General features: G+C 43.8%; 17 protein-coding genes and 3 pseudogenes. 10 read left to right on the forward strand and 10 right to left on the reverse strand.

Going from position 1 to position 22,865, the window contains the following annotated elements:
• The first annotated feature begins 432 nt into the window (after positions 1 to 432).
• The 5 genes from I8U18_RS13250 to I8U18_RS13275 all read left to right on the forward strand — a co-directional run bounded on the left by I8U18_RS13250 (position 433) and on the right by I8U18_RS13275 (position 5,943).
• Positions 433 to 1,248, forward strand: coding sequence for an SPL family radical SAM protein (locus I8U18_RS13250; RefSeq protein WP_033102269.1), 816 nt, complete (start codon positions 433 to 435; stop codon positions 1,246 to 1,248).
• A 164-nt stretch (positions 1,249 to 1,412) separates the two neighbouring features.
• Complete coding sequence (locus I8U18_RS13255; protein ID WP_198064823.1) at positions 1,413 to 2,087, forward strand: response regulator transcription factor; 675 nt, start codon at positions 1,413 to 1,415, stop codon at positions 2,085 to 2,087.
• Positions 2,084 to 3,133 (forward strand): sensor histidine kinase, encoded by a 1,050-nt coding sequence (locus I8U18_RS13260; protein WP_198064824.1) that lies wholly within the window; start codon positions 2,084 to 2,086, stop codon positions 3,131 to 3,133. The genes I8U18_RS13255 and I8U18_RS13260 overlap by 4 nt, the downstream gene beginning before the upstream one ends.
• A gap of 15 nt (positions 3,134 to 3,148) precedes the next feature.
• Complete coding sequence (locus tag I8U18_RS13265) at positions 3,149 to 4,915, forward strand: ABC transporter ATP-binding protein (RefSeq protein WP_198059445.1); 1,767 nt, start codon at positions 3,149 to 3,151, stop codon at positions 4,913 to 4,915.
• A 590-nt stretch (positions 4,916 to 5,505) separates the two neighbouring features.
• Positions 5,506 to 5,943 (forward strand): carboxymuconolactone decarboxylase family protein, encoded by a 438-nt coding sequence (locus I8U18_RS13275; RefSeq protein ID WP_198056397.1) that lies wholly within the window; start codon positions 5,506 to 5,508, stop codon positions 5,941 to 5,943.
• A 123-nt stretch (positions 5,944 to 6,066) separates the two neighbouring features.
• Here I8U18_RS13275 and I8U18_RS13280 read toward each other — a convergent pair.
• The 7 genes and pseudogenes from I8U18_RS13280 to I8U18_RS13310 all read right to left on the reverse strand — a co-directional run bounded on the left by I8U18_RS13280 (position 6,067) and on the right by I8U18_RS13310 (position 14,546).
• Positions 6,067 to 7,022: pseudogene (locus I8U18_RS13280) on the reverse strand (polysaccharide biosynthesis protein).
• A 22-nt stretch (positions 7,023 to 7,044) separates the two neighbouring features.
• Positions 7,045 to 7,681, reverse strand: a pseudogene (locus I8U18_RS13285) (DUF1796 family putative cysteine peptidase).
• Between the two features lie 137 nt (positions 7,682 to 7,818).
• Positions 7,819 to 8,811 (reverse strand): glycosyltransferase family 4 protein, encoded by a 993-nt coding sequence (locus tag I8U18_RS13290; RefSeq protein ID WP_370589394.1) that lies wholly within the window; start codon positions 8,809 to 8,811, stop codon positions 7,819 to 7,821.
• 420 nt (positions 8,812 to 9,231) lie between these two features.
• Complete coding sequence (locus I8U18_RS13295) at positions 9,232 to 11,229, reverse strand: glycoside hydrolase family 13 protein (protein ID WP_198064825.1); 1,998 nt, start codon at positions 11,227 to 11,229, stop codon at positions 9,232 to 9,234.
• 167 nt (positions 11,230 to 11,396) lie between these two features.
• Positions 11,397 to 12,800 carry an MATE family efflux transporter gene (locus tag I8U18_RS13300; protein ID WP_198064834.1) on the reverse strand — a complete coding sequence of 468 codons (1,404 nt, stop codon included), beginning with the start codon at positions 12,798 to 12,800 and terminating at the stop codon, positions 11,397 to 11,399.
• Between the two features lie 418 nt (positions 12,801 to 13,218).
• Positions 13,219 to 13,703: pseudogene (locus tag I8U18_RS13305) on the reverse strand (DUF5946 family protein).
• 618 nt (positions 13,704 to 14,321) lie between these two features.
• Positions 14,322 to 14,546 carry a hypothetical protein gene (locus tag I8U18_RS13310; protein ID WP_198059937.1) on the reverse strand — a complete coding sequence of 75 codons (225 nt, stop codon included), beginning with the start codon at positions 14,544 to 14,546 and terminating at the stop codon, positions 14,322 to 14,324.
• Positions 14,547 to 14,848: 302 nt separating this feature from the next.
• On the opposite strand from I8U18_RS13310, the gene I8U18_RS13315 reads away from it, so the two are divergent.
• Positions 14,849 to 15,907: a site-specific integrase gene (locus I8U18_RS13315; protein WP_052154435.1), complete on the forward strand. Its 1,059-nt coding sequence runs from the start codon at positions 14,849 to 14,851 to the stop codon at positions 15,905 to 15,907.
• Positions 15,908 to 16,664: 757 nt separating this feature from the next.
• Here I8U18_RS13315 and I8U18_RS13325 read toward each other — a convergent pair.
• Positions 16,665 to 18,332: an alpha-keto acid decarboxylase family protein gene (locus tag I8U18_RS13325; RefSeq protein ID WP_198064826.1), complete on the reverse strand. Its 1,668-nt coding sequence runs from the start codon at positions 18,330 to 18,332 to the stop codon at positions 16,665 to 16,667.
• A gap of 175 nt (positions 18,333 to 18,507) precedes the next feature.
• On the opposite strand from I8U18_RS13325, the gene I8U18_RS13330 reads away from it, so the two are divergent.
• On the forward strand, positions 18,508 to 18,984 hold the full coding sequence (locus I8U18_RS13330) for a MarR family winged helix-turn-helix transcriptional regulator (protein ID WP_033102261.1): 477 nt from the start codon (positions 18,508 to 18,510) through the stop codon (positions 18,982 to 18,984).
• 213 nt (positions 18,985 to 19,197) lie between these two features.
• Here the strand turns inward: I8U18_RS13330 and I8U18_RS13335 are convergent, their stop codons facing one another.
• On the reverse strand, positions 19,198 to 19,791 hold the full coding sequence (locus I8U18_RS13335) for a TetR/AcrR family transcriptional regulator (protein WP_081944016.1): 594 nt from the start codon (positions 19,789 to 19,791) through the stop codon (positions 19,198 to 19,200).
• A gap of 151 nt (positions 19,792 to 19,942) precedes the next feature.
• On the opposite strand from I8U18_RS13335, the gene I8U18_RS13340 reads away from it, so the two are divergent.
• A complete protein-coding gene (locus tag I8U18_RS13340; protein ID WP_033102260.1) occupies positions 19,943 to 20,320 on the forward strand; it encodes a hypothetical protein in 378 nt (125 codons plus the stop codon).
• Positions 20,321 to 20,875: 555 nt separating this feature from the next.
• Here the strand turns inward: I8U18_RS13340 and I8U18_RS13345 are convergent.
• Complete coding sequence (locus tag I8U18_RS13345; RefSeq protein WP_198056401.1) at positions 20,876 to 21,394, reverse strand: hypothetical protein; 519 nt, start codon at positions 21,392 to 21,394, stop codon at positions 20,876 to 20,878.
• 168 nt (positions 21,395 to 21,562) lie between these two features.
• On the opposite strand from I8U18_RS13345, the gene I8U18_RS13350 reads away from it, so the two are divergent.
• Both I8U18_RS13350 and I8U18_RS13355 read left to right on the forward strand, forming a co-directional pair.
• Positions 21,563 to 22,081, forward strand: coding sequence for a hypothetical protein (locus I8U18_RS13350; RefSeq protein WP_033102450.1), 519 nt, complete (start codon positions 21,563 to 21,565; stop codon positions 22,079 to 22,081).
• A gap of 85 nt (positions 22,082 to 22,166) precedes the next feature.
• Positions 22,167 to 22,622: a hypothetical protein gene (locus I8U18_RS13355; protein ID WP_181735477.1), complete on the forward strand. Its 456-nt coding sequence runs from the start codon at positions 22,167 to 22,169 to the stop codon at positions 22,620 to 22,622.
• Positions 22,623 to 22,865 lie beyond the last annotated feature (243 nt).

Below are 22,865 nucleotides of genomic sequence, written 5' to 3' on the forward strand. Positions count from 1 at the left end.
TTTTCGATTGAGCGCAATGTTCTCCAGTTCAGATCATTTGGTTTGCTTTAAGAGTGTATTTTCTGATTTCGAAGACGGCGGATGAATTTTCCCTTCTGTCCTGTGCAGCACCTTACATAAAATAGGTTCCGATAATCTTACATTATCGGAACCTATTCTTGAAGGTGATAAATCAGGCTGTCTACATACCAAAAAAGGAATCATGCTTTTTGTGAATGAGGAATTGGCCCGAAGCGCAATGGGGAGTGAAGTCCGAAAGGGCGAAGAATAAGGTCGCATCGAAGCTGTCCTGATATAGCTTCAGAAGTAAAGATCGGACCCTTTCGGCCGTGATCCGGGTTATACTGTGTAGAGGTGATCATCAATCCGCGGGAACGCATGAGTGTGAGTGTATACAAATAAACGCTGTTTCCGTTATATGGAGGATTCGGTATGAAGAGTGATTTTTTTTACAAATACCCAAAAAGGCTTTTGAATAAAGGAACAGGGTTTCTTTCGGATTATAGTTATTCTCTCAATCCGTATACTGGTTGTGCATTTGGCTGTTCCTACTGTTATGTGCGTCAAATGCCTGTTTCGTTGTTCCGTAAAGAGGAATGGGGAAGCTGGGTGGACATCAAGAAAAATGCTGCAGACTTACTGCACAAAGAGCTTAAGAGGGCCAAGAAACAAGGAAAAGTGACCATTTTTATGTCATCCAGCACAGACCCTTATCAGCCGATCGAGTACAAGGAGAGAGTAACGAGATCCTTGTTGGAAGTAATGGTGGAAAATAAACCGGATTTTTTGTTTGTGCAGACCAGGAGCCCTTTGGTACGCAGAGATATTGATTTATTTCTTCTTTTAAAAGACAGAGTCCGAATCAGCATGACCATTGAAACAGACAGGGAAGATATGCGTAAACATTTTACGCCCGATGCCCCGCCGATCAGCGCCAGGTTAAAGACGCTGCGTCTTTTATCCGATGCAGGCGTACCGACCCAGGCGACAATTGCTCCGGTGTTGCCCAGCAGCGAGGAGTTTCCGGAAAAGTTGCGATTGGTCGATCGTGTCTGTGTGGATGATTATTTCATGGGAGACGGCAGCGGAGGGAAGCGAACCGGGAAATTGGGGATTTTTTCAGTGTACAAAGAATTGGGTTTGGAAGAATGGTATGATCCTTCAGCATATCGCATCGTATATGACAGGCTGAAAAAAGTATTCTCAAACGACCAAATCTATTTGAGCAAGCAAGGGTTCTCGCCTTGATTAAGTCAATTTGCCAAACATGAAAATAACCGCAAATTTGTTTGCTTCACAAATCGAATCAAAGCAATATCAGAAAACTTCTCCTCAAGTCCATTCATATTGAGTTCATAAACTTGATATATCCTCTTAGTGTCCAGCAAAACCAAGAAGGTGATGGATTAAGGATGATCAAAATTTTAATCGTGGATGATGATCCTCACATTCGGGAACTGATTAAACTTTTTTTAAGTAATGAGGGTTTTTCCCTTTATGAAGCAGCGGACGGGTGCGAAGCGCTCAAACTGCTGGAATCCGTAAAAGTAGACTTGGTGATTCTGGATGTCATGATGCCAAACATGGATGGATGGGAATTGTGCAGGGAACTGAGAGAGCATTATGATATTCCTTTGCTGATGCTTACCGCCAAAGGGGAAACATCGCAAAAGGTAAAAGGGTTTGAGTTGGGAACGGATGATTATCTGGTAAAGCCGTTTGAACCGCTTGAATTGGTGGTAAGAGTAAAGGCGCTCCTCAGACGGTATCAAATTAATATCTCACAAACCGTCCAGGTTGGGAAAATGCTTCTTAATCGCAAAACTTATGAAGTGGTTATGGATGGCCGCAGTATGGTTCTTCCCTTGAAAGAATTCGAACTCCTTTTTAAGCTGGCCAGTTATCCGGGAAAAACGTTTTCCAGAGATCAGCTGATCGAAGAAATCTGGGGATACGATTTCATGGGCGATGAGCGAACCGTTGATGTTCATATCAAGCGGCTGCGGGAACGGTTTCCCGAAGAAGAATCTTTGTTCAGAATCCGGACGGTTCGGGGATTGGGCTATCGGTTGGAGGATGGTTCATGAGCAGGCGGCGAATCGTCTCTAATATCGCGAAAGTATGGATGCTGATCCTCTTATGTTCATCCGTCGCTTATGCAATCACTTTCGGTCTCTTTGGTTTTATCCCGCAGCCCGGTGACTTCATCCGATACATTCTGAGTGAAACGCTTGCCTTTTTGATTTTCGGATTGACCGTATTTTTGATTGGCAGGACTAAAAATTCGAAGCGATCTGACGTATTAAACACGATGACCGACGCTTTGCGGCAGATCGCCAAAGGCAACTTCCGAGTCAAACTGAATGCACAAAAACTGACGGAACAAAATCATCCGTTTGGGAAGATCTTTGACAGCATTAACCATATGGCAGAGGAACTCAACCGGATGGAACAGATGAGGCAAGAGTTCATTTCCAATGTCTCGCACGAAATTCAATCCCCGCTCACTTCAATCCGCGGCTTTGCCAATGCCCTGCAAAACGATCAGCTCAGTCCGGAAGCACGCTGGCGTTATCTCAAAATTATTGAAAAGGAAAGCACCCGGTTATCCAAATTAAGCGAGAACTTGCTCAAACTGACCTCGCTGGAGTCAGCAAATCATCCGTTTGATCCCAAACCATATCGTTTGGACAAGCAACTGAGGCAGGTCATTCTCTCATTGGAACCGCAATGGGAAGAAAAGTCAATGGAGATGGATATATCCCTTGATGAGCTCCGCATCGTGGCGGATGAAGATTTGATGAATCAACTGTGGGTGAATCTGATCAGCAACAGTATTAAATTCACTCCGGAAGGTGGTTGTATCAAGATTCAATTGCGGCAAAAAGGAAAATTTGCCGAGGTGATCCTCGCTGACACGGGAATCGGCATTGCCGAGGAAGACCAGGCGCATATATTTGATCGGTTTTATAAAGCTGACAAATCCCGGAATCGTTCCGTCGGGGGCAGCGGTCTCGGTCTGGCCATTGTGAAAAAAATCATCGATATGCACGGCGGAAAAATCGAGGTCGAGAGCAGACTCGGTGAGGGAACAAAAATGATCGTCACGATTCCTTGCGGTTATGAAATCTAGTTTGGAGGTTTATGGATGGAACAAACAAGACCCGCTGTGAAAGTAACATTAAAGCAGTTTATCGATTTGGTCGATCTACGCGCATTACCCAAATTTTTAGTCGTTCTTATCTTGGGATTGAGTCTGGTTTCAACCATTGCCAGCCTGGTCGTGCCATGGTTCACCAAAAATATCATTGATGTGATGACAGTCAAATCATTGGATCTGAAAACGATCCTGCTTCTGCTCGGATCTTTTATCATTCAGGCGGCTTCAGCCGGTTTTTCCACCTATTTTCTGGCTTTCCTCGGGGAAAAAGTGGTCGCCAATCTGCGTAAACGCCTGTGGAATAAAACTTTGGTACTTCCTGTTTCCTATTTTGATCATCATCAGTCCGGGGAAACAGTGAGCCGCATCAATAACGACACAGCCGTGATCAAAAATTTAATCAGTGTGGAGTTGGTTTCGATTTTTACCGGAGTCATCTCTCTGATCGGCTCATTAGTGGTTTTGCTCTATCTGGATTGGTCAATGACGCTGGTCATGCTTACTTCTGTCCCGATCATTTTTTTCATTATGCGGCCGATCGGGAGGAAAATGTATTCGATTTCCAAGAGTTTGCAAGGGGAGATGGCCAGTTTCACCAGCCTGCTCACACAGGTTGTTTCGGAAATTCGCCTGGTTAAAGCGTATGTGGCTGAGCAGGTGGAAAAGAAAAACGGAGAACAAAAAATTGATCATCTGTTTCAAGTCAGCCTGAAAGAGGCAAAATGGACGGCGGTCCTGCAGCCGATGATGTCCTTTGTGATGATGTTCATGCTCGTCGTGATCATCGGTTATGGGGGATATCGCGTTGCATCTGGTGCTTTGAGTGCGGGAGACCTGGTCGCCTTTATTCTGTATTTGTTCCAAATCATCATGCCGCTCACCATGATGACCCGCTTTGTTACCAGTGTGCAAAAAGCGATGGGGGCCACCGAACGGTTGATGCAAATTTTGGATCATGAGCAGGAAGAAGTGAACTCCGGGAACAAAAAGATTGATCTGTCCCAGCCGATCCATTTTGATCAGGTCAAATTTGCTTATCCAGACCATGAAACGGTTATTCACGGTGTGAGTTTTACCATTCATCCCGGCAAGATCACGGCGATTGTCGGTCCGAGCGGAAGTGGGAAAACAACGCTCTTTGCGCTGTTGGAGCGGTTCTATCAGCCGACAGAAGGAGCAATCCGCCTCGGCGATACGCCGCTTTCCGAATTCGGGCTCCGGCAATGGCGCAGTGAGATCAGTTATGTATCCCAGGAAAGTCCGCTTTTGGCAGGAACGATACGGGAAAATATCTGTTATGGGATGGATCGCGAAGTTTCGGATGAAGAGCTGGAGAGAGCGGCCGAACTTGCTTATGCGGATGAGTTCATCAGGCAGTTGCCCAACGGGTTTGATACAGAAGTAGGCGAACGGGGGATCATGTTATCCGGAGGGCAGCGACAGCGGATTGCCATTGCCCGGGCGATTCTGCATGATCCCAAAATCCTGATGCTGGACGAAGCGACATCGGCTTTGGATTCCACTTCGGAGAAAGTGGTTCAGGAAGCACTGCAAAATCTGATGAAGGGGCGGACCACGCTCGTCATCGCGCACCGTTTATCCACTGTGGTTGATGCCGACCAGATTTTGGTTCTGGAAAAAGGAAGGGTGACAGGGATGGGCAACCACGAACAGCTGCTCAGAGATCATCCGCTTTACCGAAAGCTGGTGGAACAACAGTTTAAGTGGGAATTGCAAAACGGGAGGGCCAGTTAGGTTTTATTGCAAATTAATGTTGTTTGTCATGGCATGAAAGGATATATTATAGATAGATGTTATCTATAATAGCAACTGGAGTTGTCCCGAGATGCATTGCAGTGTTGGGGTAGAATATGCCTTGCATGGTTTGGTTCGTCTTGTGAATCCACCAGCGAACCAACCGGTCGGGATCAAGGGATCAAGGAATCAGCCAAATATCAAGGTGTATCTGAATCCTATTGATCCAAAATCTTCACGAAGCTGGCCAAAGAGGAGATCATCCGTTCCATCCCGGGAGCAAAAGGCGGTTTTGAGCTGGCAAAAGTGCGAAATCCATCTCTTTTTGGGATGTCGTTGTTGCAATCGAAGGATCAAAACCCATTTTCCAGTGCAGAAATATCACCAGCGAGTGTATTTTGTGTCGGGAAAATGGGATTCCTTCCTGCTTGAATTCAGCCCCCTGCCGGATCAATTTGGTCTTGTTGGAAGCGGAGATCCCGAAAGAAGTAAGAAGAAAACGATGGAGTGGTTCAAATCGGCCAGTAACATGTCATTTTTTTCAATATAATTATAGATAATATCTATCCTCGATATCCTTTGAAAGGAGAATGACCATGCGAATAAAGGCCCAGGAGGTAAGTCCTGAAGCTTACACTGCCATGTATGGACTGGAGAAATTCGTCAAGCAAAGTGGATTGGACCCCAAACTTTACGAACTAATCAAAATCCGTGCCTCGCAAATCAATGGCTGCGCTTTCTGTTTGAATATGCACACGCAAGACGCTCGAAAAATGGGAGAATCTGAACAAAGGATTTATATGTTGAATGCCTGGCGTGAATCCCCCTGTTATACAGAAAAAGAACGCGCAGCCTTGGCCCTGACCGAGGCAGTTACTCTGATCTCTGAACAAGGGGTTCCGGATGATCTATATCAAGAAGTACGAAAATATTTTGATGAAAAAGAATTTGTCGCTCTGATCATGGCCATCAACACGATTAATGCCTGGAACAGACTGGGGATATCGACCGGTTTAACACCTCAATAACCACCCCGAGACGGATGAAAAACGGTTTTTCCCCTTTGTAACATGCTTTTTTGACCAAATTAAAAAAGCTGCTCGGATTTAAATGACCGGGCAGCCACAAGTGTTTTCGTCCATTCACCTTCTTTACTTGAGAAATCCGCTCTCTACCAGCATTTGCTTAATTTCTTCTTTGGTCATCAAAAAATCGGTAGAACTGAAATTTTCCATCTTTGCCGGCTTGGCATGGGAATAAAACTGCTTCAGCCCCGGAAGATCAATTGTCGGAAGAACGATGATATAGTTTTCATGATCGATTACGGTATGCTCTTTTTCATAATCGGAAATCAGAACTTCATGGAGCTTTTCTCCTGCTCTGGCGCCGATTTCAACAATCCGGACATTCTTTTTTCCGGATGCTTCGATCAAGACTTCGGCCAAGTCGAGAATCCTGCATGCGGGTGAGTTCATAATAAAAATCTCTCCCCCTCTTCCGTCGATGGCTGCTTTGAGCAGGGGTATCTTTTGGAGGCAAAAAGAATCGGGTCATTCTTTTATCAGTAATTTTAATCTTTAAATAACTGAAGGACACTCCCGTTGGTTCCCAGGATATTGCCACTTCTTACATTGATGGATTTGGTTTGCAAACAAATTTTATTGGCGTAAACGGTCAGTTTTTCCGCGATGGCCTTCGTCATCCCGTAAAAGTTGACCGGATTTGCAGCTTTGTCGGTCGAAATATTGATTACCTTTTTCACTTTGTTTATGATCGCTGCCTCAATCACGTTTTGAGTACCGATGACATTGGTTTTCAGGGCCTCGAGCGGTTGCTCTTCACAAACGGGGACATGCTTCAGTGCTGCCAGATGAAATACATAATCGACCCCTTTGCAGGATTTGATCAATGCTTCCCGATCCCGGATGTCGCCGATGCAAAAGCTGAGTCGGGGATCTTCCATCATTCTTTTCATTTGTACATGGCTCGTTTCATTTCTGGAAAAAACGATGATTTTCTTGGCCTTCAGTTCCAACAGTTTGCGTACCAGTTCAGTTCCGCATGAACCGGTCCCGCCTGTCACCAAAATAACTGCATCCTGAAACATTGGTTCCCCCCCCCTTTCCTTTTCAGACAAGTTGAATTCCGGATAAAATCGTTCGCCAGTGATGGTCATTTCCTTCCCATATCTCCTTATTGGGTAATTCCAATGCACAAACTTTTTCCAGTGACCAGTTTTTCTCGACAATGCCGTTTACATCAGTATGATTGATCAGGAGAATGCGAAAATCATGGGTGACCATTCCCGACAAAACAGTTTGAAGTTCTTGAGCTTGTTGCAATGTACCTTCAGTCCTTACAAAGAGAATTCGCTTACAGGTAGCGGTCTTCTCCAAAAATCGTTGAATCCGCCGGTTCAATTTCTCTTTCACTTCGGGATAGGTGTTTAATTGGGTGAGCGTATTTCTGTCTGCTTTAAAATCATGAGAAGAAACGATGTTATAGGCATCATCTGATATGCAGATATGCGGTTCTTTCGAATCCACTCCCGTGGAATACCCGATAATTCTCAAATTGGGCAACTCCATAAAACCGATAAAGCGATTCCGCAAAAGGCGGTTGATCAGATAAAGAAGGGGAAGCCATCCAATCCAACACGCCCGAATACGGCCGTAAATTGTTTTTTCTGAGCTGCAGGGCCGCCAGGCAAAGATCGCCCAAACTAAAAATTGCGTCATACTTCCCATATAAATCTTTCAATTTCATTCTCCCAACCCCTTAAGCCAAAATCTAATTTTCCTGAAATTCAGGAATCACCATCGTTTACGCTTATTGGAAATGGCGCTGTTGTAAACTGTCAAGACTCTGTTAACCGCTTTATCCTGATCCCAATGAATCAATCCTCAGTTTCTTGCGTTTGTTCCGAGTCGCTTTCGGTATGCTTCGTCTTCCAGCAATAAATTCATTTGCGCGCACAAAGCATTTGTATCTCCCGCCGGAACTATGATCCTCGTAACTCCATGCTCAACCATTTCGGGCAATCCGCCTGCATCCGTTACAATCACGGGCTTTCCGGCGAGTTGTGCTTCAATCACGGACAACGGCTGGTTATCAAAGAGAGAGGGGAACACGAAGAGATCTGCACGAGCCAACAAACTGGGGACGTCATCCCGTTTCCCGAGAAAGAGAATGTCTTTGTACAATCCCGATGTCATGCTTTGTACCTGCAACTCCGCCTTCTTTTCACCGTCCCCGACAATCCAGCAAACCCAATCATCCCGCAGCTGTTTCAATTGGCCCAGAGCGGAAATCAGATGGTGAATTCCTTTCAGTTCGACCAGCCGGCCCGTATAAAGAATCACTTTTTTGTTGGCCGGAGTCTGAAGCGAGCATGGCTCCCCGATTCGCCTGATGAAATCCTCTGTGTTGTATCCATAGGGAAACACTTTTACCTGTCCTTCTGGAACCAGAAATTCATTGGTCAGAATTCGTTTTAACCAATTGTTTGACACAATCGTGTATTCGGCGGACGTCGCTCCGATATATTCGAGTTTGTCAAAGTACTCTCGGGCCAGGTGGGAAGTGGGAGATTTATGAATGGTCTTTAACTGGTACCTCATCTCATGAGCGACAGAACCATGCAGAGTGGCTACAAGAGGGACTTCTTTTGGTTTCGCCCCGTTGATGCATCCGGTTGAAATCACATCTTGCGTATGGATGACATCATAGTTTTGCAAACCAAAGTGAAAGGCGGCGATCTGATAACAGTAACGTTGAAGTTCGGTGTATCTCACAACTTCATTTTGACTGTGAATGAGCGAATTTTGTTGGTTGAGTTTGGAATAAACCAAAGGCAGAAGCATCTCTTTTGCCAGTTTGCGGTCTTGGGTAACCATGTGAATATAGTTATTGTCATGCCCATATCCGAGTAAATCTACCTGATGGCTCAGAGAATCAAGCTTGTTTTAAAGTTGAGTCATATAGTTCCATACTCCACCCAAATGCGGAACCGCCCAGAACGTAGCGAGTAGTATTCTCATCGCTATAATCCTTTCTTTGGATTTTGTAATATATTAAGAAATTGAAACTATGGTATGGGTGGTTGTTAGTTGTGATCAGCACAATATTTATAGAAAAAGTGATTGAAAAAACCGGCCGGAAAGGTTTCGCACATCTTTCTCGTTGCCAAGTTTGTTTATCATGGTAAATGGGATTGAATATTATGTATATGAAATGTTAATGTTGCCCCTGATCAAAAAAGAGCACCGATCCTTTTGTTTCGGAAATCGGTGCTCTCCCATTTCTGCAAACCACGCTCACTGGGCTAAAATCGCGCCGTAGTGTCCATTTATCGTGATGGTGACGGTACCATTTAGCACTGTATAAGTTTTGCCGCTGATTTTGTCCGTGACCGTGCTGCCGTTGGTCATGCTGAGCTGCCAGACGGGGACTGTAACCGTGTGGCTGACGGTATCGTTATTGAGGACGACTGCAATTCGGTTCTTGGCATCAAAACGGCCATATGCGTAAATTTTATTTGGATCATCTGTCAGCAAGGTCATAAAGGAACCGGTACGGAGCGCAGGATACTCATTGCGGATGGAAATGAGCTTCCGCGTAAGGGCGACGGCGCTGTTGGAGGACGTGCCCTGGGACCAGTCAAAGGTACGCCGGTTGTCCGGGTCGGCCCCGCCTTGCATTCCGTATTCATCGCCATAATAAATCGTCGGAGTGCCGACATATGTCATTTGGAAGATCAGGGCCAGGTAGGTTTTCCATATGTCGCCTTCTGCCCGCGTGCCAAAACGGGGAATATCATGGTTGGAAAGGAAATTCATCATCGATTGCTGGACATTTGTCGGATAGTTGGCCCGCGTTCCTCTTAACCAACTGTCAAACTGCGAAGTGCTGAGCGAAGCGGGATTATTTTGATAATCTTTTCCGGTGATCCATTCGGAAACGGGTTGAGTGAAACCATCAAAATTGGTGGCTGCATCCCATTGGTTTCCCTGCGCTGTCCAGGGATTGGCGTTTCCCCAATATTCTCCAATGATGGCTGCGTTTCTGTTTACTCCTTTCACGGCATTGCGGAATTCGCTCCAAATCTGGTGATTGGTTGCATCGCTTCCGTTATTTCCGTTGGCATCCACATATTGAGCAGCATCCAAACGCCAGCCGTCAATGGAGTAAGGAGAGTTCAGATAACTTTTGGCGATTGAATCGCTGTTGTTGTAGATGATCCCCCGAACCGCCGAACCGCTTTGGCCGTAATTCAACTTGGGCAAACTGCTGAAACCCAGGAAAGAAGCGTAGGAATTGGGCCAGGCGGTAAATGTGTAATAATTAAACCACGGGCTTGATTTGGACTCGTATGCGCCTTGCGTGCTGAAGTTGTTGTATTTGTCAAACCAGGGATGGCTGTCTCCCGTATGATTGAAAACGCCATCAAGAATCAAATAGCCTTTTGGCCCGTTTGCCGAGCTGTGGATGTGACTGGCCAGCGTTTGCAAAGTGGCATTGGTGCCGAATGCCGGATCGACCGTCATATAATCTTGCGTGTCGTATTTGTGGTTGGTCGGAGCCTTGAAGATGGGATTGAGATAAAGGATATTCGCTCCCACTGTATTCTTGATATATCCCAGTTTTTGGTCGATTCCCTCGAGGTCCCCGCCGAAGAAGACCAGGCTGTTATTATAGCCGGGATCTGCGTAAACACTGTTTCCCCAAGCCTTTTTTTCGGTGGGGGTGCCATTGTAGGTGTATTCACCGGTTTGCACATCATTGGAAGGATTTCCATTGTAGAAGCGATCGGGGAAGATCTGGTACATGACACCGTTTTTCAGCCAATCCGGTGTCTTGAAGCCGGGGATAATGAAAAAGTCACCGGAACCGGGTTCGTTGGAAGAAGGGCCGTAGGCATTGTACCAAACGGTGCTGGAACCATCATTGATCTGAAAACGATAATACTTGATGGAAGAGCTGGCAGGGATCGTTCCTCTCCAGTAATCGAAAGTTCCGGTCGGATCATTGGAATCCCAGACCATCGGGATCCAGTGAAATGCATTGTCCGCTGTATCCCAATATTTGATATTGGCGCTGGTGATATCGCCTTTGAAGGTACGCAGCTTCAGCGTGACACTCTGGGTGGAGGTGGGCTCGGGCGCAAGGTCGAAAAGAGGGCCCTGGTCATGAAACAATCCGTCCCATTCGACATTGTTGTCGTTGGACGCAGCCTTGGCAACCGGAGGTGAAAAAGAAAGAGGCAAAATCAACAGCAAGAGCAGGGAACAGGTGAGGAAACGGGTAAAACGCATGTGTAAACACCTCAGATGCAGTAGAGATTTTGTGCAAGCGGTTGCATAAAACGCTTACAACATCATTATAAACGATAAAAGAAAGAAATTGTCCTGATTATTTTAAAAAATCCGGCGATCTTACCATGAAAAAAGCAGCCCATCCGGTTGGACGGGCTGCTGTCGGGTTACGTTCCCGATTCCTCAGGTCTGTCAAAGAAACGCTGGTGTGTTTTGCGTTTCCAGAACCTGTGATAGTACACATATTGTCCGATCAGAGCGACGGTGAATGAAACGGGATAGGCGAGCCAGACCCCATACAATCCCACTGTCCGCGAAAAAATGTAGGCTGCAGGGATTTCCGCAAGAATGACAGATAAAATAATCAGCGATGTGGGCCAGAAAACCGTTCCGCTCGAACGCATCAAACCGGACAAAATGATCACATGCCCGAGGAGGATAAAGGCCCATAAAGTGAGGTACAATGACTTTTGCGCCACAGTGATGGTAGACGGGTCGGTTAAAAACAAAGAAAAAATCTGCCGGCTGAATATATAGATCAATCCCGACAAAACAATCCCGATCAAATAGTTGAGACGGACAGTCGTTTTCACCAATTCTCCCAGGCGATCTTGTTGATTGGCACCGATCATCTGGGCCCCGAAAATACCGATGGCAATTGCCAGGCTCATGGCCGGGATCTGCACATAGTTGATCACCTGATTAATAGCGCCGTAAGCGGCTGTTGCTTGTGCACCGAAATGGTTCACAAAAGTGACAATGGCGATCTCTGATAACGAAATGACAATCATCTGGATACTCGTCGGCAAACCGATCTTGATCATCAGGCGTAAAATCTGCGGATCAAGTTTCAGCTTCTTCAGCGTGGTTTTATCCAGTGCGAGTGGATGGCGGGTTTTAAGCAGGTAGAGGATCAAAATGATGAATGTAATGAAACTGGCCAAGATTTGCGCTAGAGCTGCTCCTTCCAATCCCATCTCCGGCACACCCCACCCGAACAGGAATAAGGGGGTGAGCAAAATCGTCAACCCTGTGCTGATGACGAGAAAGTAGAAAGGCGTTTTGGAATCGCCCGTACCGCGCAACAAGGTGGTGTAAATCACATAGAGAAACAGCATGGGCAATCCTGCAAACAGCATCTGCATATATTTTTCCGAATCTGATTTGATCTCTTCGGGAATACCGATCAGGTTCAGCAATTGGTCTGAAAAAACAAGCCCGATTGTCAAAGATAAGATCCCCAGCAAGAAGCTGAACGAAAGAGAGGTTCCTACTGTTGCCTTCATCCTCTCGATATTTTTGCTGCCGAAGGCCTGACCGATGAGAACCGAGCTTGCACTCCCCAATCCGATCACAAAAGAGATGAGAAAAAAAGTGAGCGGAAATACTGCGCTGGCCGCTGCCAAAGCATCCTCCCCGATTTTTTGGCCGATGAGAACCGAACTGACCGTGCCGCCCAAAGATTGTAAAACATTACTGAATACTAACGGGATTAAGAAGATCACAAGCGTCTTCCACAAAGGTTGTGAGGAGTCGGCGGGAACTTTCTTCTTTTTTTGTTCCGAATCCATTTCCGTTATTGCCGGATTTTCCTGCGACAAAATACATGCCCCCTTTTGGATTTATTTAGGTGAAGCTCCAGATCTCTCTATGAAAATGTATAGTCTATTTTATATTTCAAAATCAATCTTGATAAGTATTGAATTTTATTTTGTTTTCCCTTCAATATTGATTTTTGGATTTATATAAATGATTGTATGTTCCTCTTTATTCTTGGCATGATGGGCGGTTGGAATACGACGAAGCGTAGCTTGCTTTGCTTGGGAAGACTCAAGACCGGTTTCAACGGCAAGTATTTCGCAAGCGCTCGCAATAGCTCGATATCATTTCTGCCTCCTGCAATTTATGACTGTTTTCGCTATACTTCAAATGAAAGTCTGATCGCAATCCATCAATGCTTTAAAAAACAGTTTTTATGAACAGAAACCTTTATTTCAAGAGAGTACGGCAGATGTCTTTTACCCAATTCTGTTGATATTTCCAACTTTCCCAGACATCATGCATCCATTTTCGAAGCATTACATCTCGAATTTCTCCCGGTTTTTCTTTCAAAACATCACAAACAGTTAGCGAAAAGGATGATTTATCCGGAGGTTGCAAAGCTGTACTAGTTTTCCGCTGTAACCATGTTCAATGGCATAATACAATCCAATTAACGCAAAAGCAGTGGTGATATTTTTCATTTCATTTCCGGAATGCTGAGCAGCGTATGCATCGACAGCATGTTGATGAATGAAATTGATGTCTTGCTTGCTAAGTGTATAATAGGTAAGTTCAGTGTATTTTTGATAGCATTCACTTGTTGCATTGTAACTGTGGGTCAGTTCAAAATGTTGATTGGGCAGCTTGAGCCCGCAACCTGGGCATTCGTCTATCTGTTTGCTTGATTTTTCCATTGCTCCGTCCCCTCTCATGAAATGGACAATAAGCCTTGGTTCGCTATCTTTATGTCAAGCGAATCATTGTGCGAGTTGTTGCATTTACATTGGAAGAAGCAGTGGTCAATAGATAAGCCCGATTCCCTTCAAATCATCGCTCGTCTGAATTTTTTGAAATGGGGTTAGTCAGGGAGTGGGACTGCTGTGATTAAATTACACGAATTGATGGAGACTGGCAAGAGTATTCGGGAGATTTCGAGCTGAAACAGGAGATGCCCGCAATGCTGTTTTGAGAATATATAAATCTGGCATGTAAGAAGACCAAACATGGAAGAAACTTTCTTCCGGCATCCTCCTTAAGGGGATGCTGTTTTTTAATACACATATTCGCTTTTCACGCAATTTGGTTAAACCGACACTTCATTCTCATTCCGCTGAATCAAAATTCCTTTTAAAAATATTTAGCAAGCGATTCTTAAAATTATTATTTTTTTAGTATTCTGAAATAGAGAGGGGTTTTTCTTATGGAAAAGCGAAAGAATTTGCGGAGAAGATTCGTTTAAGAAAAAACGGATCATATGAAGATATGAATCAGCCCCGTTAAATTAGTGGTAAGTGAAGTAAAAAGCCTGGGTTCCGTCTGTGGTCAGAGGGTTACCCGGGCCTTGCATTTATCCTGCCGGTTTTTCTTTGGCGGCTAATAGTATCCTGCTCACCGGTATATTTTTGTTGAACCATCGCAGCACCAAGGAAGGCAAAAGCCAGCATCAACTCCACATCCAAGGATTTCAAGCCTTGTCGAATCCGCTCCATGCTGGCACCGGAATACATAAGCAGGGAACCGACTGTTGCAATCAGTTTACCAAGGTGAGTTGTCACTCTGCGTCCTGTAATTCATAACTCACCTTGATCAAGAACCGATTCTTTTGACTGAGCAAAGTCATCTCATGAATTCCCAGGGGGGATCACCGTAATCATTAAATGCAATCATAGAATATTCCTTACAGCAGAAAGATGAATGCCAAAAAATGAAGCGGACGGATTTGCATAATATTTCCATTTGACTTCTTTCCTTAAATATAATAAAACAAATCAAATTACTATACTTTACATTCTATAGTATCAACGATAATATAAGGTTATCGTTGGTACTGAAAAAGAGAGAAAAAGGAGAGAGAGAGATGGCCGACGAACATTATCACTCCCTCATCGTACCCCGGCACGACAATGCATTAACGCGGGAAATGGTCACACTGAATGATGCTGCGATGGAATACATTGAGCATGCAATGGCTCACAACACCCGCAAATCGTACTTATCCGATTGGAGGCATTTTGAGGAGTACTGCCAAAAACGGAATCTTCGACATCTTCCGGCCGAACCGGAAACGGTGGCCAATTATCTCTCCGAACTGGCAAAAGGCACGGCTGATGAAACAGGAAAGAAACGAAAGACTTCAACTATCCGGAGACGCATCATCACCATTCGAAAGTTCCATGACTTGTGGATGTCAGTTCAACGTAGCCAGGCAAAGGAGAAAGGGATTTCTTTTCAGGAAATGCTCAATCCAGCTGATTCGGTTGCGGTGAGAGAGACCTGGAAAGGGATTCTGCGAAAAGAAGGAGAGAGGGTGACGAAAAAACGCCCCCTGACCGCCGAGATCGTCACTGCGATTTGCAGGGAGATCCCCAATGACTTGCAGGGGATTCGGGACAAGGCGATTTTGACCTTGGGTTATGCAGGAGCTTTCCGTCGTTCAGAGTTGTCTGCTCTGGACGTGGAAGATTTGGAGGAAACCGGTAATGGGTTGTGGATTACCATTCGTCAATCCAAGACGGACCAGACCAAGAAGGGGGAGCGGATTCTGATTCAATACGGGCAAAGTAACGAAACCTGTCCCATCAGAAATTTGCGGCGCTGGTTAAAGGCGGCAGGCATCCGAAATGGAGCCGTCTTTCGCCGGATAGACACTTCGCGAAAAGAAGTATGGCCCCATCGCTTGAGTCCGCAAGGGATTAAAGACACGATCAAGCGGGTTGCCAAAAAGGCCGGGTTTGACGAAGAGGATTTTGCCGGACATAGTATGAGGAGAGGGTTTATCACGACAACCTATGCCTTGGGGCATCACGAGCGTGACATTATGGAACACACCCGGCATAAATCGTTGCAAGTGTTCCGTGGCTACATTGATGACCTCAAGAAGACCGAGAACAATCCGACATCGAACATGGGGATTTAGGGTCACTTCATGATCCGATTTGATCACCAGTTGTGTACCATCCCATCCGGAGACCAATCAAAATCATAAACGCTCCGATATGGGATGTTCTTCACATGATCGATCACATTATGAATCATATGAAATATGATTTGATCGATGATATCAAGGATGAAAGTTAAATCTCTGATTTTCTTTGTCTCGTCTGTGTTGCTACCATTTCTGACAAATCCAAAGTGACTCGCATTTTCAAACCTTCCATCATGATTGGTACGGCTGTCCTGCCAAAATCAAGCGACAGGTTTTAATAGAGAAGTGATTGGGGAACATCAATAAAAATCCGAGCACATCCAAGAGTCTGTGAACCTCCCAGGGATTTTGCAGGATTGGAGGTTTACAGACTGATTTTGTTTTTTATAAACTGAAAATAATTGATATTATCGATATTCACACACGGGTTTAGTTGTATCCATATTGGAATTGAAACTAAACTCCAACTTGAAGGTAATCATCAACAGCAAGAGTTTAGTTGTATCTATATTGGAATTGAAACGGATGGAGCCGATCTCATGAAATCCCTTTTCCGTGTATGTTTAGTTGTATCCATAATTCCAGGTGATATGTGGTGATTTAGTGCGGAGAAAAACGATTGAGCGAGTTTTTGCCGATATGAAAGAGATGCATGGAATGCGTTGGACGACGCTTCGTAGGAAGCGTCGTATTCAGATGTACAGTCTGACTCCTACCAGTAATATACAATGGTAGGAGTCATCAGCTCCTAACAATATTTATTCTGCTCGGCAAATAATTTTCCAAGCTCTCTTAATAACGCTGGTGAATCGAGTCGTCCCATATGAACTTCGATAAACACCAGTTTATTTGCTTTTTCAGCTTTAGAGAGCACTTCTTCCAGTTCTTCTTCAGTTTTAATTTGAAAGCTGATGCTGTTCCCATTTAGATCCAGCACATCCGGTATGCGTCTATAATTCCACCTGTTTATATCGTTATACCTCTGCTCGGCACCATGAATCATTCGTTCAACGGTGTAACCGTCATTATTGATCAAGAAAATAATCGGTTTCAGGTCATGAAGAAGGATCGTAGACAATTCTTGAGCAGTAAGTTGGAATGATCCATCCCCGATGACCAGGATATTGCGTCGATTTTGATCTGCAAGCTGTGTTCCGAGCAGTGCTGGCAATGTATAACCGATGGAACCCCAAAGCGGTTGCCCTACAAACGTTGTTTTTTCCGGAAGCTTGACAGTAGACGCGGCGAAGAATGAGGTTCCTTGTTCCGCCAAGAGTACATCGCCCGGTTTGAAAAACGATGCAAGCCGTTGCCAGAAGCGTTCTTGGGTAATTGATTCTGATGACGGAATAAACGGGCTTCCATTGCCTGCTGGACGAGGATTCAAATTCCATGTCCGATGTTGAACGTGTTCCGTTAATTGTTCTAATGCTTCGCGCATAGAAACGGCTTGGAACACTTCATTATTGATTCGAGCATACGAAGGATGGATTTCAATAATGTTGGTCTTCTCAAGATCGTGAATAAAACGGAAGCCGCCTGTAATTGAGTCTGTCAGCTTAACACCAATTAAAATAAAGCAGTCACTCTCTTGAATGCATTGTTTTAAAAAGTCCTCACTTAATTGTCCTGTATGAACTCCAATGAACTGAGGGTGAGTTTCATCGATTACCCCTTTCCCCATACTAAAGGACGCTATGGGATATCCGGATGCTTCTACAAATGTGCGCAATTGATCATATAAGCGGTAACGATTCACTTCATAATCAGCTAAAATAAACGGTGAATTTGCTTTATTGAGCTCTTCTGCCGCTTTTTGTACAAATTTATTTAATTGTGTAGGGTCGCTCACAGGTTCAGGTAAGGCGAGAGAAGTTTGTGGTGCATCAATTTCTTTATAGCTTATATCCGCTGGGATATTGATGTGAACCGGTCTTTTTTGCAGCCAGCATTCACGGAGAACACGGTCGATTTCTTCAGCTGCATTCTCTTCGGTCAACATGGTTTGGGCAACAGTAACCTCTTTGAACATATTCATAAAATGCGTAAAATCGCCATCGCCCAACGTGTGATGAACCAATGCACCCTTTTTCATCACTTTCGTCGACGGCGTACCGGTAATTTTGACCACAGGGACTTGTTCAGCATAAGATCCGGCGATCCCGTTGATCGCACTCAGCTCGCCGACACCAAATGTGGTCACAAGGGCAGCGATGCCATTCACCCGTGCATATCCGTCTGCAGCATACGCTGCATTTAACTCATTACAATTCCCGATCCATTCCAAACCTTCCATATTAGCAATTTGATCGAGAAATCCGAGATTATAATCACCGGGCACACCAAAGACATGCCGGACGCCCATCTCTTTAAGCCGAAGAAGTAAGTAATCGCCAACCGTTATTTTTTTGCTCATCTATCTCATCCCTCTCGATAAACGATGGTTATAATAGAAATAAACACTTATAGCACTGTCGCAAAATAGGTCAATCACATTGACCTATTACAGAATACATCACTATCCAAAAAAGGTCAAGTATATTGACTTATATTGGGATGTATTGTTATTCACTTAGAAGGAAGGAAATGAAATGGATAAAAATCAAGAAGAGCAATTAAATCAAGTCTTAGTCATGTTTTATTTCGCTTACAAAACTTTTACGGAAAAACCTGATGAAATCATAAAAGAATATGGAATCCAACGCTTACATCATCGCATTATGTTTTTTGTCGCCCGATTTCCTGGATTAAGTGTCAATGAATTACTATCGCTGTTGGAAATAAGCAAGCAAGCTCTTAATAACCCCTTGCGTCAACTGATTAAAAAAGGACTGATCACAACCAAGTCCTCTGATCAGGACCGCCGCATTAAACAACTGATTCTGACAAAAGAAGGTGAAAAACTGGAAAAAAAACTTAGTCAGGTGCAAAGAGGGCAAATGAAAAAAGTGTTTACTGATCTTGGAGAGGATTACCAAAATGCGTGGTTAAAGGTAATGACAAAGCTGTCAAATGACCGCGCTGGTTATCGAGTATGGTCGGATAAACAAAACGATAAATCAAAATGATCATAAAGCCATATAAAAACCCTGCGAATGAAAATGATTAATCGAAGGGTTTTTCTTCAGTCTGAAACCTCCACTGATTCATTCAGCGGAGGTTTTCTTGTCTTGAGGCGAAGAAAAAGAGATAGAAGAATATTGACTGGAATAGTAAAAGCTGCCCCCGACAAAAGGGCAGCTTTTTCATTAGCTTTTGCACTGAAAAACGGATACCGGCCATTATTTAGGCGATCGAATTTGCAACATCTCGTAAAATACTTTAATGGTTCCCATAATATCAATTCGGTCATCGATGTAATGCTGCATGTTATATCCGTTAAACAGAGCCATTGCAGCGGTCGCCAAGGTTCTTGCATCAAGCGGACTGCCAATAAGCCCCTCTTTTCTCATGGCTTCAATAAACTGCGTAAGGTCCTGTCGCCACTCTTCCATCTGTTTGGCCAATTCTTGTTGAACTTGAGGCAAGTATTGACACGTCATGGCTGAATGAAGGAGAACGGCGGAAAAACCCTTTTCGTATGTCTTGACCACCATATCAGTGGAAAACTTTACAAAATCATCAACCAGGTCGCGGTTTTCTTGGGTCAAAAGCTCCCGCAAATCCTCAAAATAAAAGCTAATCCCATCCCGGAGAACCTTCATCAAGAAATCCTCTTTGGTTGCAAAATGAGCGTAGAATGCGCCTTTGGAAAGTCCTGCTTCCTTTACAATCTGATCGACACTGGTGTTGCTGTACCCATATTTGGCAAACAAAACAATTCCTGCGTCTACCAGCTTTTGAATGGTACGTTCTGTCATCTCTTGTTGTTTCATGAAATATCCCCTATTTTCAGAAATTTTTTAATTAACATATTGATTATAACATGGAAAATGTTTAAAATAAAGATACACCAACCAGTCGGTTTAAATACACTGACTAGTTGGTGTGAAAACAACCTAAAGGTTGCTCAAAGGAGGAGATTTGATGTTAAAACGATTTTTGATGGGTCTCTTCACAATTGTGGCTGTAGTAAGTTTTAGTACTCAAACTTTCGCAGCTGCGCAAACAAGCCGCCATATTTATGTAGATTCTATGTCAGACAATTCCGCGCCTTTGTCAGATGCATCCAGAGTGTATGTATACAAAGGTCAAGTGCTTGATGCAGATGTATCTTCTCTTGGAAAGCAACCAGTTTGGGTACACATTTATTCGGGTGGGAAAACCTTATTCAAAGGGTACGTAAACTTAAGCATAGACTGGAAAAACAAGCATGTACCCGTAGGGTATGTGAACATCGAAATGTCTTGTAGTTGGTTAGATGATTTTTGTGCTGGTGAAGGTATGTTAAGAGCTCATAACTAAAAATACTGTTTAGAAATCCCATCCTGTACAGGATGGTTTTTTATTTTAGGTGGCTATTGACGTTGATTTTAGGGTTAGAGGTAGAGATCGTCCCACAGTTTTTCAGGATTTTGTTAGCTTTCGTTAGACTGTCACTGCTTCCAGAGTGGTAGGGAATTATGATCCATATTGCGGATTAAGTCTTTAAGAAAAAGGAAAAGGTGGCCTTTTGAGATTTCAGGGGATTCTTTGGTAATCCCTTTGGCCCAGAGGTAGCGACCGTCAAGCAAAATAAAAACAGGTGCTCCAAGAAACACCTGTTTTTACCGAAGAACGGGACAAATGAATAATTTCCATGTTAAGAACCAACGTCCGTTATCTGTAACATGTAACTTTGTAACCAGTTATCTGTTATCCGTTTCCGAACATTTCATCATAATAATTTCATTCTACTGATACGCTCAGAGAAAGCGGTGTCCACAATTCTTCTGGACCATAGGAGATAACTGCCTACGGTCTTGGTAAAAAAAGAGACAATGTTTTCACCTCTTTTCTTACCGAGACCGTACGCAGGTCTCATTCACCTAAATAAATAGTTGCTGGGGGAAAATCAAAATTCACTTGGTGATTTTCTGCCTCAATTAAGTATGATAGGCGGTTAACCTTACGTTCCAGCTTCTTCGCCTTTTCTTGATATTCGGCTGGATCATACAAAGCGTGTTCAACCATTACGACTTCTCCATAGTGAGAAGAATACTCCTGCTTTTTCCGGGAACCAAATCTCTTTAGCTCCTGAAGCTCTCCCCGCATTTGCTTGGCTAATTCAATTGCTTCCATGATGGTTATATCCTGATCATCCCAATGGATTGTATGATTTAAGTTGGCTGTAGCCATCGCAACGTCCAGTTGACGAAAATGAGAGCGAACCTCATTGATTTCTTCTGTTAATGATTCGATGGTTTTATTGGGGCGTTCAAATTGTTCGCCTTTTGGAACAGAAATGATAGCCACTTGAGACCGTTCATTAATAAGTTCCTGAATCTTGCGAGCTAGGATGTTTCTTAATGCTACTGCTTGTGCTAGCGAAATTTGCATTATCCCGCCTCCTATTACTATGTGGGAAATATTATAAATTATTATAATTAGACAGTAAAGAAGATGATTTCAGGGTCCGAGATAACTTGGAAAACGGCCATACAGATAGAAAAAATGTAATATACTTTGCCCCTGGTTGAAGGAACAATTAGATGGGGGGACAGGTAGTTGATAAAACGAAAATTGGTTGCTGCATCTATCACATCTTTAATATCAGCAACCGTTTACGGACTAGTCATGACTTACCTTGATATGAAAGATGGTGCATATCAGGGGCCTTTACTCAAAAATGCGAGTGGAAATATTCTTGTTTATGGGATGTTTATTTATCTGGTAGTCTTAACCTTTGGTGTTCTCTCTTCGGTTTTCAGTGAATTGATTTCAGAAAAATTGAACGGGAATCGGTTAACGGCCAGAGGAATTGCCCATGTAGTTTTTGGGATTTTGGGAATCCTGATTCTGGCTGTCAGTTTTACTGATTATCGTGTCCGTTCATTGAAGGAAGCTGTCAAGGATATGATGCTGCCTGCACCTTGGTTTGCTCCAATCCTGATTTCGCTTCTTTTCTTTGGAATCGATGAGTGGTTGAGAAACAGCCCTGTGTTCAAGAATCGCTCCATTTGGTTTTCAGGATTCAGTCTTATTTTGTTACTGATCGTAATTTGGAGAGTATCTTTAGCTTTTTAAGTCTTTTGGAGAAGACGAAAAAAGATGAGATTGTCCAACGAAAACAATATACGAAAGGGCCAAGAAAGGCATCGAAAATAGAAAAATGACTAAGTGGCTGTTGAAAATAAATCGCGATCCTTATATTGAAAATCCTGACTGGGAACTTGTTCAAAAATATTTGAAACAGATGGACGGGAAAAGCATCTCGATGGTGTTACTACGGCGGAAAGCAAAAGGGGAAATCGTTGTTCACGGTGGAAATTTGGTTGATGGCCAGAATATTTACTATGTGAATTATTGGTATGAGTTGACAGATCCGCTTTTTGAAGAAGAGGATGAAGAGGGGATTGAAGGGCTGTATCCTTCTGATACTTATTTTGAATTGGTTGATCAAACAAGGTCGGAAGAAAAAGAATACTGTATCACCATTTCCCAATTATCGATTATGCCGGAAAAGGTTTGTGTATCTTGGGATTATATGCTTAAGGCGATCAAGTACTTCTATGATCATGACGGAAAATTAAATCCAGATCAAAAATGGCGTGAGTTTGAAATGTGATTTTTTTATATATCTGTTCCCTCTTGAAAAAGTTCAACAAGAACCAGAGCCAACGAACGAAACGTCGATGACTCCGACTCCATTCAAGAACACCAAACCCGGTCTTTGGGATCGGTTTTACCACTACCTGTAAAAATCTGTGGAATAAAGCAAAACAAACCACTGTTCACGGCTAATATAAAACCTGGGGTCGCTGTCACACCCCGTGCAGTCAAAAAAAGCGATTAAGCAAGCACTTTCTGA

It is taken from the genome of Thermoactinomyces sp. CICC 10522 (assembly GCF_016055075.1).
Classification (GTDB): domain Bacteria; phylum Bacillota; class Bacilli; order Thermoactinomycetales; family Thermoactinomycetaceae; genus Thermoactinomyces_A; species Thermoactinomyces_A daqus.